This is a genomic window from Streptomyces spirodelae (assembly GCF_017676385.1).
Lineage (GTDB): Bacteria > Actinomycetota > Actinomycetes > Streptomycetales > Streptomycetaceae > Streptomyces > Streptomyces spirodelae.
In genome coordinates, this window is the sequence record NZ_JAFFZN010000046.1 from 19,846 (window position 1) to 28,642 (window position 8,797).

An 8,797-nucleotide genomic window follows, 5' to 3' on the forward strand; every position below is an offset into this window, starting at 1 on the left:
CTCTCCTGCGGCGTCAGCTCTTCTTGCTGCCCTTGTCGCCCACCATCACCAGGCCGGCGATCAGCAGGAAGAGCACGATCGGCGCCGCGACGTAGAGCCCCAGCGTCTCGGCGACGCTCAGGCCGGAGCCCGGCTGGTCGCCGTCGTCACGGGTGAGCGCGAAGGCGGGGGACGACAGCAGCATCAGCAGCGTCGCACCAGCGGTGACAGTGCCTGCGCGCAGGGCGTTCTTGTTGACCTTGTTGCTCACACAGCAAAACATATCGGACGTCTGAACGGCTCGCGCGCCCGGGTGCGCTTATCGGGTTGTCATCCGTGGTCCGTGGTCCGTGCTCCGTGGCCCGTGCTCCGTGGTCGCTGCCGCTGCTGCCCCGCGCACGGGCTCGGGCGCTCAGCCCATGGCGCGGCGCACCTCGGCGAACAGGGCATGGGCGCGCGGCGACGCTGCGAGTTCTTCCAGGGTGAGGGGCCGCCCGTCGGCGTCGGCAAGGGGCAGCCGCCAGTTGGGGTACTCGGCGGTGGTGCCCGGCACGTTCTGCGCGCGCCGGTCCCCCACGGCGTCCGGCAGCCAGACGCCGACCATCCGTGCCGGTGTCCGGGCCAGGAAGCGGTAGGCCGCCTTGAGCACGCCCTCCTCGTCGCCCCAGCCCTCCGGCAGCAGCCGCAACCGCTCGAACAGGGCCAGCCACTCGGTGAGTTCGGCCCGCTCGGCGGCGTGCTCGGCCTCGGCGCCGCCGGGGAGCATGCCGAGCCGCTCCCGCAGTTCGACGTGTGCTCCGGTGAAGCGCGCCGCGGTGCTCGGCAGGTCGTGCGTGGTGGCGGTCGCCAGGCAGTCGGCCCGCCACCGCTGTGGCGGCAGTGGCGCGGCCCGCCCGGACGGCAGGCGCCCGCCGGCCTCCGGGGCTCCCTCGTCGCCGTGCGCGGCGCCGCTCGCGCGGGAGGCGGAGCCGCCGCCGTGGTCACGCTCGAACCACAGCACCGAGGTGCCCAACACCCGCCGGGCCGCCAGTTCCTCGCGGACACCCGGCTCCACCGTGCCCAGGTCCTCCCCGATGACGGCGGCGCCCGCGCGGTGCGCCTCCAGCGCGAGGACCCCGTGCATGGCCCCGGTGTCGTACCGCACATAGGTGCCCTCGGTGGGCGGGCGGCCCTCGGGGACCCACCACAGCCGGGAGTGGCCCATGACATGGTCCAGCCGGAGGGCGCCCGCGTGCCGGAAGAGCCCGGCGAGCACGTCGCGGTAGGGCTCGTAGCCCTGCTCCGCGAGTGCGTCGGGGCGCCAGGGCGGCAGCCCCCAGTCCTGGCCGCGCGCGTTGAACTCGTCGGGCGGGGCGCCGACCGTCATCCCTTGGGCGAGGATGTCCTGGTGCGCCCAGGCGTCGGCGCCGCTGGGATGGACGCCGACGGCCAGGTCGTGCACCAGCCCGATCGCCATGCCGCTCGCGCGTGCGGTGTGCTGGGCCGCGTCCAGCTGGCAGTCGGTGAGCCAGGCGGCCCAGCAGTGGAAGTCGATCCGGTCCATGTGCGCGTCACGGGCGCGTGCCGTACGGGCCGAGCGGGGGTCGTCCAGGCCGGCCGGCCAGGAGCGCCAGTCGGGTCCGTGCACCTCTGCCAGCGCGCACCAGGTGGCGTGGTCCTCCAGCGCCTGTCCGCACTCGGCGAGGAAGTCGCAGTAGGCGGCCCGCCGCCCGGGGCTCATCGGAACCGTACGGACCAGCTCCAGCGCGGCGCGCTTCAGCTCCCAGGTGGCGTCCCGGTCGATGTGCGCGTCCCCGTGCAGCACGCCCTCGCGCAGTGCTGCGGCGCGGCGCAGCAGGGCGTCGGCCGCACGGCGCTCGGTGCGGCCGAGGTAGGCGTACTCGGGGATCTCCTCGATACGCAGGTGCACCGGGTCGGGGAAGCGGCGCGAGGAGGGGCGGTAGGGCGAGGGGTCGGTGCGGCCGCCCGGCACCGGGGGTACGGCGCTGTGCAGCGGGTTGAGCTGGATGAAATCGGCGCTCAGGCAGCGCCCCGCCCAGCCGGCGAGCTCGCTCAGGTCGGCGAGGTCGCCCATGCCCCAGGAGCGGGAGGACAGCAGCGAGTAGAGCTGGACGAGCAGGCCGTGACCGCGGGTGGCTCCGGGCCGGGTGCGGGGCGCGGGGAAGGTCTCGGGCGCGACGATCAGGGTGCTGTGCGCCGAGCGCTCGTCGGGCGCGTGGGCCAGCAGCGTGTGCACACCGGGCGGCAGCTCGGTCCCGGGGCCCCAGTCGAGGGTCTCGCCGCTCTCCGTGGCGACCCGCAGCACGGTGCCGTCCGGGAGTACGGGGCAGCCCGGCAGACCGGGCGAGCCGGATAAGCCGGGGGAGCCGGATAAGCCGGCGCTGGTGGCCGAGCCGGAATGCGCGCCGGAGCGCAGCACGACGGTGGGAGGCAGCAGTCTGCGGCTGTCCCACTCGTGCTGCTCCAGCGCGGCGCGGACGGCGCGCGGCGTCGAGGCGTCGACGCCCAGGGCCGCGAGCACGGCGACGACCGTCTCCTCGGGCACCCGGACCTGGCGGCCAGGTGCGGGCTCGTAGCAGAGCGAGACCCCATGGGCGGCGGCGAGCCGCGCCAGGGAGCTTCCCGCTGCCGAGGTCGGGCGCGAGGTGCCCCCGGAGGGAGGCTGGATGGGGGTGCCCCCGGACGGAGTCTGGGGGAGGGCCATCAGATGTCCGCCGGCTCCGTGCCGTAACCGACCCCGGCGGGTTCGCTGGTCAGCGGCGCCTCGGCGAGCGGGGGCTCACTGGTCAGCGGGGTGGCGTCGGCGAGCGGGGGCTCACTGGTGAGCGGCGCGTCGGCACAGCCGCAGGTGCACGAGCCGTCAAGTCCGGAGTCGGGGTCGGACACACCGGACAGGTCTACCGGCTCGTGCCCTCGTTTGGAGAGTGCGCGCTGTTGCGGGAGCGGAGTGAGAGCGGAGATGAGGAGTTCAGCGGACGCGGCCACGGGGGGCCTCCGTTCGTTGACGAAAGGGCGGACAGCCTTCGCCCTACCCAGTCGACGGGCATGCAGACGTGTGCGGGGACGGAACGTGTCTCAGCTCACGTCGCTTCCCGCGGCGAATCGGCGACAACACACGCCCGGGAAAGAAGAATCAACGGACAAAACGGTCAACGATCGTGAGTATTTGCGGCCCCTTCCTGAGGGGCAGGTGACTGCCGTCAAAGCCCGGGACGTCCGCGCCGCAGAACCATAGAATCCGCAGGCGCCCGCGTTTCGCGGCACAGCGGTGGCCTTCCGCGGTGGGAACGGTGCGGCCCGGCACCCCGTCGTGCGGGCGCGGTTCACAGCAGCACGTACGGTACGCAGCACGGCGTCACACCGTGTACACCGATGTACGCGGAAGAGGTACGCGAAGAACGACGGCACGCGGTGTACGCGGAACGTGGGCCCGCAGCAGCGTCGTAGGGGAGCTGGACGGAGGGATTCCGGTCGGACATCGGGAGGTAGCGGTGGGGACAGCGCGCGGTGCGAAGGGCCCGTCGGCCGCGGCCGGCACGGGCGCCACTGCGGCCGGCCGCCCGGGCGCGCCGGGCGGCTGGAGCCGGATGAGCGCCGCCGCGCTCACCGCCGCGGTCGTCTCCGGCCTGCTCGGCGGGGTGCCCGCCCAGGCCGCCACCCCGGCCGCGCCCGACGGCCCGGCCGCAGGCAACCCGGACGACGAGAGCTCGCGCGAGGGACTGCCGCCGGTCTGGCCGCGCCCCCAGTCCATGCGCGCCCAGGGCGAGTTCGTCCCGGCGGGCCGTGAGGCCACCCTGGTCGCGGGCGAGGACGCGGACGAGGACGCGCTGCGAGTCGTCCGCGAGACGCTGCACAGGTCAGGCGTGCGCACGGTCCGCCGGATACACCCGGGCCGCGACGGGCGCCCGGCCGGGACGGTACCCCAGGGCACCCTCGTCGTACGGGCCGGCACCGAGGCGGCCGGGCCCGCACTGCGCGAACTGCGCGCCCCCGCCCGCGACGATCTGCCGGCCGGCGGCTACCGCCTCGCCACCGGGCAGGTGGCCGGGCACTACACCGTGGCGCTCGAAGGGACGGACGGGGACGGGCTGTTCAACGCCGCGCAGACGCTGCGACAGCTCGCCACCGAGCGCAACAGCCGGCACGGCTTCCCCGGCGTCGCCGTGCGCGACTGGCCGGCCGCCGCCGTACGCGGCACCACAGAGGGCTTCTACGGCCAGCCCTGGACACACCAGGAGCGGCTGTCCCAACTCGACTTCCTGGGCCGTACGAAGCAGAACCGCTATCTGTACGCACCGGGCGACGACCCGTACCGTCAGGCGCCCCGCTGGCGCGACCCGTATCCCGCGGCACAGCGCGCCGACTTCCGCGAACTGGCCGAGCGCGCCAGGCGCAACCACGTCACGCTCGGCTGGGCGGTCTCACCGGGGCAGGGGCTGTGCTTCTCCTCGCAGGACGACCGCAAGGCGCTGCTGCGCAAGCTCGACGCCATGCGCGCGCTGGGTGTGCGCGCCTTCCAGCTGGGGTTCGAGGACGTCAGCTACAGCGAGTGGCACTGCGACAAGGACGCCGACACCTACGGCACGGGCCCCGAGGCCGCGGCACGCGCCCAGGCCGAGCTCGCCAACGCGGTGGCCGCCCACCTGGCCGAGCGCCATCCGGACGCGGCACCGCTGTCCGTGGTGCCGACGGAGTTCTACCAGAAGGGCCGCACCTCCTACCGGGCAGCGCTCGCGCGGAAACTGGACGACCGGATCGAGATCGGCTGGAGCGGGGTCGGCGTGGTCCCCCGCACCATCACCGGCGCCGAGCTCGCCCGTGCCCGCCGGGCCTTCCCCCGCCACCGCCTGATGACGATCGACAACTACCCGGTCAACGACTTCTCCTCCGACCGGATCTTCCTCGGCCCCTACCAGGGTCGCGAACCGGCCGTCGCCCACGGTTCGGCCGCGCTGCTGACCAACGCCATGAAGCAACCGACGGCCTCCCGCATCCCGCTGTTCACGGCCGCCGACTACGCCTGGAATCCGCGCGGCTACCGGCCCAAGGAGTCGTGGAACGCCGCCATCGACGACCTGGCCGAAGGGCGCGGCAGTACCGGGGCCACCCGGGCGGCCGTGCACGCGCTGGCGGGCAACGACGCCTCCTCGGTGCTCGGCTACGACGAGTCGGCGTATGTGCGCCCGCTGCTGGACGCCTTCTGGAGGGCCTACGGGCAGGGCGACGGGCCCGAGCTCGACCGGGCCGCCGAAAAGCTGCGCAGCGCCTTCACAACGATGCGCACGGCGCCCTCCCGGGTGCCGGGCGGCCTCCGCGAAGAGGTGGAGCCGTGGCTGACCAAGCTCTCCCGGCTCGGCGCCGCGGGTGAGCAGTCGGTCGACATGCTGGTCGCGCAGGCGCGCGGGGACGGTCCGGCCGCCTGGAAGGCGCAGCTGGAGGCACGGCGGCTGCGCGCCGAGAGCGCCAAGGGCAAGGTGACCGTCGGCAAGGGCGTACTGGACGAGTTCACGGACACGGCGCTCGACCTGTCGGACGGCTGGACGGGCGCCCAGCCGCCCAAGCCCGACCCGACAACGGAGGACGGCAGGAAGGCGAAGCCGAAGACCGGCTCGAAGGCCAAGTCCCAGGAGGGACACGGCCGGGACGGACACGGCCGCAAGCTCGACGTGGACGGCGGCCCGGCGGGCGCCCCCCACCACCCGGTCTCCGCCGCGGCGGACGGCGACCCGAGCACCTCCTACCGGGCGGCGGCGAGCCCGGTCGTCGGCACCTTCACGCCCCGGAACCCGCCCATGCTCGTCCCGCCGGCCACCGCCGGGAGCCACCACGGGAAGCACTCCGCCGAGGCGCTGACCGTGCGGCTGCCCGAGCCGCGCTCCCTGCGCGCCGTCACAGTGCTGACCGGACCGCACTCGGGCACCCGGGGAGCGGTGGAGATGCACCTGCCCGGCAAGGGCTGGCAGCGGCTGGGCGCGCTCTCGCGTACCGGCTGGACGCAGCTGACCACCGGCCGGCGGGGCGCGGCGGAGGCCGACGCGCTACGGCTCGTGTGGAGCGACCAGACGAAACCACCGGTCGTGCACGAGATCACGCCCTGGTACGCCGACACCCCCGCGGCCTCGCTGTCGCTTCCCCGTACGACTGTGGACGCGGCGATCGGCGGGGACGCGACCCGGGCGACGGCGCGGCTGACCGGGAACCGGCCCACGGATGTGCGCGGAAAGGTCACGGCCAAGGCGCCCGAAGGCTTCACCGTGCGGACACCGCTGCGCACCACCGTGCGGCGGGGCAGCACGGTGGACGTGCCGCTGAGGATCACCGCCGACAGCACTGTCAGGACGGGCAGTTACCGCATCCCCGTCTCGTTCGGCGGGGAACGCGTCACGCTCACCGTACGGGCCTACCCGCGCACCTCGGGCCCGGATCTGGCGCGGCACGCGCGGGTGACCTCCTCCGCGGACGAGACGAAGGACTTCCCCGCGGCCGCTGTGGCCGACGGCAAGCGCGGCACCCGGTGGTCCTCGCCCGCCGAGGACGGCGAGTGGGTGCAGCTGGAGCTGGCCGAACGGGCCCGCGTGGGGCAGGTCGTACTGCGCTGGCAGGACGCCTACGCCTCGCGCTACCGCATCCAGGTCTCCCCCGACGGCAAGCGCTGGCGCACCGCCGCCACCGTGCGGGAAGGCGAGGGCGGCAGGGAATCGGTCCGGATGGACACCCCCAGGGACACCCGCTATGTGCGCGTGGTCGGCGACAAGCGCGCCACCCGCTTCGGGATCTCCCTGTGGTCGGTGGAGATCTACGGCGTGGACACCGCAGGCCAGGCCAAGCACGCCCGGCGCGATGACGGCAGGGGCGCCGGCTCCCGCGCAAACTAGCCGCCCGGAGCGGGCACGGGGGCGCCGCGTGGCGCCCCCCTGGGTCGTCCGGTCGTCACAGGGCGCCGCACGCGCTTCGGGGCGACCGCGCGGGCATAACAAAGCCCGGGTCTCAGGCAGTGGATCTGCCGTCGATCCGGGCGAGGTCGTCGTCCGCGCCGTATGGCTGGAGGTAGGGCAGCCAGCGCGGGTCCCTATGCCCCGTTCCGATGATGCGCCAGGCGAGGCCGGAGGGCGGGGCTGGTTGGTGTCGCAACCGCCAGCCCAGTTCGGCGACATGGCGGTCGGCTTTCACATGGTTGCAGCGGCGGCAGGCGGCCACCACGTTCTCCCAGGCGTGCACCCCTCCCCGGCTGCGCGGGATGACATGGTCGACGCTGGTTGCGACGCCACCGCAGTAGGCGCATCGGCCGCCGTCCCTGGCGAACAGGGCGCGGCGGGTGAGGGGAACACTGCCCCGAAAGGGCACCCTCACGAACCGCTTGAGGCGGACGACACTGGGGGCGGGTATGACACGGGTTGCGCTGTGCATCAGGGCGCCGGAGTCCTCCAGGCTGATCGCCTTTCCGTTGAGGACGAGTACGAGCGCGCGGCGAAGCGGTACGACGCCGAGCGGCTCGTACGACGCGTTGAGGACCAGGACATGCGGCACGGTGCCTCCTTGTACGTCGGCGGCGCGTGGCTCGCGCCGTGACGATCTCCCCTCAGTGTGTCCCGTGCCCTGGTGACTTCGCCACCACGACCGGGCAACGAGCTGAGCGTGTTTTGGACCACACCTGCCACCTCCCCCGTGGAACAGTCCTCTCACTCGAACACTCGGCCTCATACTGCTCTGGAGCACCAAATGTGAAGTCATTGCGCCGTTAGTGTGGTCCTGGCATTCAAACGGGTGCCTTGCGGATGTGTCTCGCACGGAAGGTCGACCTGTGTACTGGCTGCTCAGCGCATCCCCCTCGCCCGACGGTCCCCAGCCGCCGAGGTCCCTGGAGGACGCCCAGGACAGCGCGGGAGAAGCTGCCGGATGGGTGCAGGAGAACTGGTCGGACTGGCTGGCCACGGGTGTACGCATCGTCTTCGTCTGCGTCGTCGCCGTGGTACTGCGCTATCTCATCCGGCGCGCGATCACCCAGCTGATAACGCGGATGAACCGCAGGGCCGAGATCGCCGACAGCGGCAACGCGCTGCGCGGACTGCTGGTCAGCGGGGAGCGGCGCAGACAGCGCTCCGCGGCGATCGGCTCCATCCTGCGCAGCGTCGCCTCGTTCGTGATCATGGGCACCGCCGCGATGACGGTGCTCTCCGGGCTGGGCATCAATCTCGCCCCGCTGCTGGCCAGCGCCGGCGTCGCGGGCGTAGCACTGGGCTTCGGCGCGCGCGACCTGGTGAAGGACGTACTGGCCGGTATGTTCATGCTTCTGGAGGACCAGTACGGGGTCGGCGACCGGGTGGACGCCGGAGAGGTGTCGGGCGTCGTCCTGGAGATCGGCCTGCGGGTGACACAGCTGCGCGGCGACGGCGGCGAGATCTGGTACCTGCGCAACGGCGAGATCAAGCGCATCGGGAACCTCAGCCAGGGCTGGTCGATGGCCTCCCTCGAGGTGAGGGTGCGCACCGAGGAGGACCTGGAGGAGGTCCGGGCCGCCATCGTCGCGGTGGGCGAGGAGATGGGCAAGGAGAGCCCCTGGGACGAGGTCCTGTGGGAGCCCGTCCAGGTGCTCGGTCTGGACGAAGTGACGCTGGACTCCATGGCGCTGCGGGTGTCGGTCAAGACCATGCCCGAGAAGAACCTGCCCGTCGAGCGGGAGCTGCGCTGGCGCATCAAGAAGGCACTGGACGAGCGCGGCATCCCGATCGTGGACGAACCGTCCCTCGCGCTGCAGGCCGTGCGGCCCCAGGCGCCCTCGCTGGAGAAGTAGGTCCGGGCGGCGGGCCCTTGCGGCTCT

6 protein-coding genes are annotated in these 8,797 nt (G+C 73.3%); 2 read left to right on the forward strand and 4 right to left on the reverse strand.

The features are described from left to right. Nucleotides 1–13: 13 nt before the first annotated feature. The 3 genes from JW592_RS31415 to JW592_RS31425 form a co-directional block, all read right to left on the reverse strand. Nucleotides 14–250 (reverse strand): hypothetical protein, encoded by a 237-nt coding sequence (locus JW592_RS31415; RefSeq protein WP_209268681.1) that lies wholly within the window; start codon nucleotides 248–250, stop codon nucleotides 14–16. A gap of 141 nt (nucleotides 251–391) precedes the next feature. After that, nucleotides 392–2,683: a 4-alpha-glucanotransferase gene (gene malQ / locus JW592_RS31420; protein ID WP_209268682.1), complete on the reverse strand. Its 2,292-nt coding sequence runs from the start codon at nucleotides 2,681–2,683 to the stop codon at nucleotides 392–394. Then, nucleotides 2,683–2,964, reverse strand: a complete 282-nt coding sequence (locus JW592_RS31425) for a hypothetical protein (protein ID WP_209268683.1) — start codon at nucleotides 2,962–2,964, stop codon at nucleotides 2,683–2,685. The genes malQ and JW592_RS31425 overlap by 1 nt, the downstream gene beginning before the upstream one ends. Before the next feature lie 602 nt (nucleotides 2,965–3,566). Here JW592_RS31425 and JW592_RS31430 point away from each other — a divergent pair. Then, nucleotides 3,567–6,854, forward strand: a complete 3,288-nt coding sequence (locus JW592_RS31430; protein ID WP_209268688.1) for a glycoside hydrolase family 84 protein — start codon at nucleotides 3,567–3,569, stop codon at nucleotides 6,852–6,854. Between the two features lie 112 nt (nucleotides 6,855–6,966). On the opposite strand, the gene JW592_RS31435 is transcribed toward JW592_RS31430, so the two are convergent. After that, a complete protein-coding gene (locus JW592_RS31435; protein ID WP_209268684.1) occupies nucleotides 6,967–7,506 on the reverse strand; it encodes an HNH endonuclease in 540 nt (179 codons plus the stop codon). Between the two features lie 274 nt (nucleotides 7,507–7,780). Between JW592_RS31435 and JW592_RS31440 the strand changes: the two genes are divergently transcribed. Further along, on the forward strand, nucleotides 7,781–8,770 hold the full coding sequence (locus JW592_RS31440; protein WP_209268685.1) for a mechanosensitive ion channel family protein: 990 nt from the start codon (nucleotides 7,781–7,783) through the stop codon (nucleotides 8,768–8,770). Nucleotides 8,771–8,797: the final 27 nt, after the last annotated feature.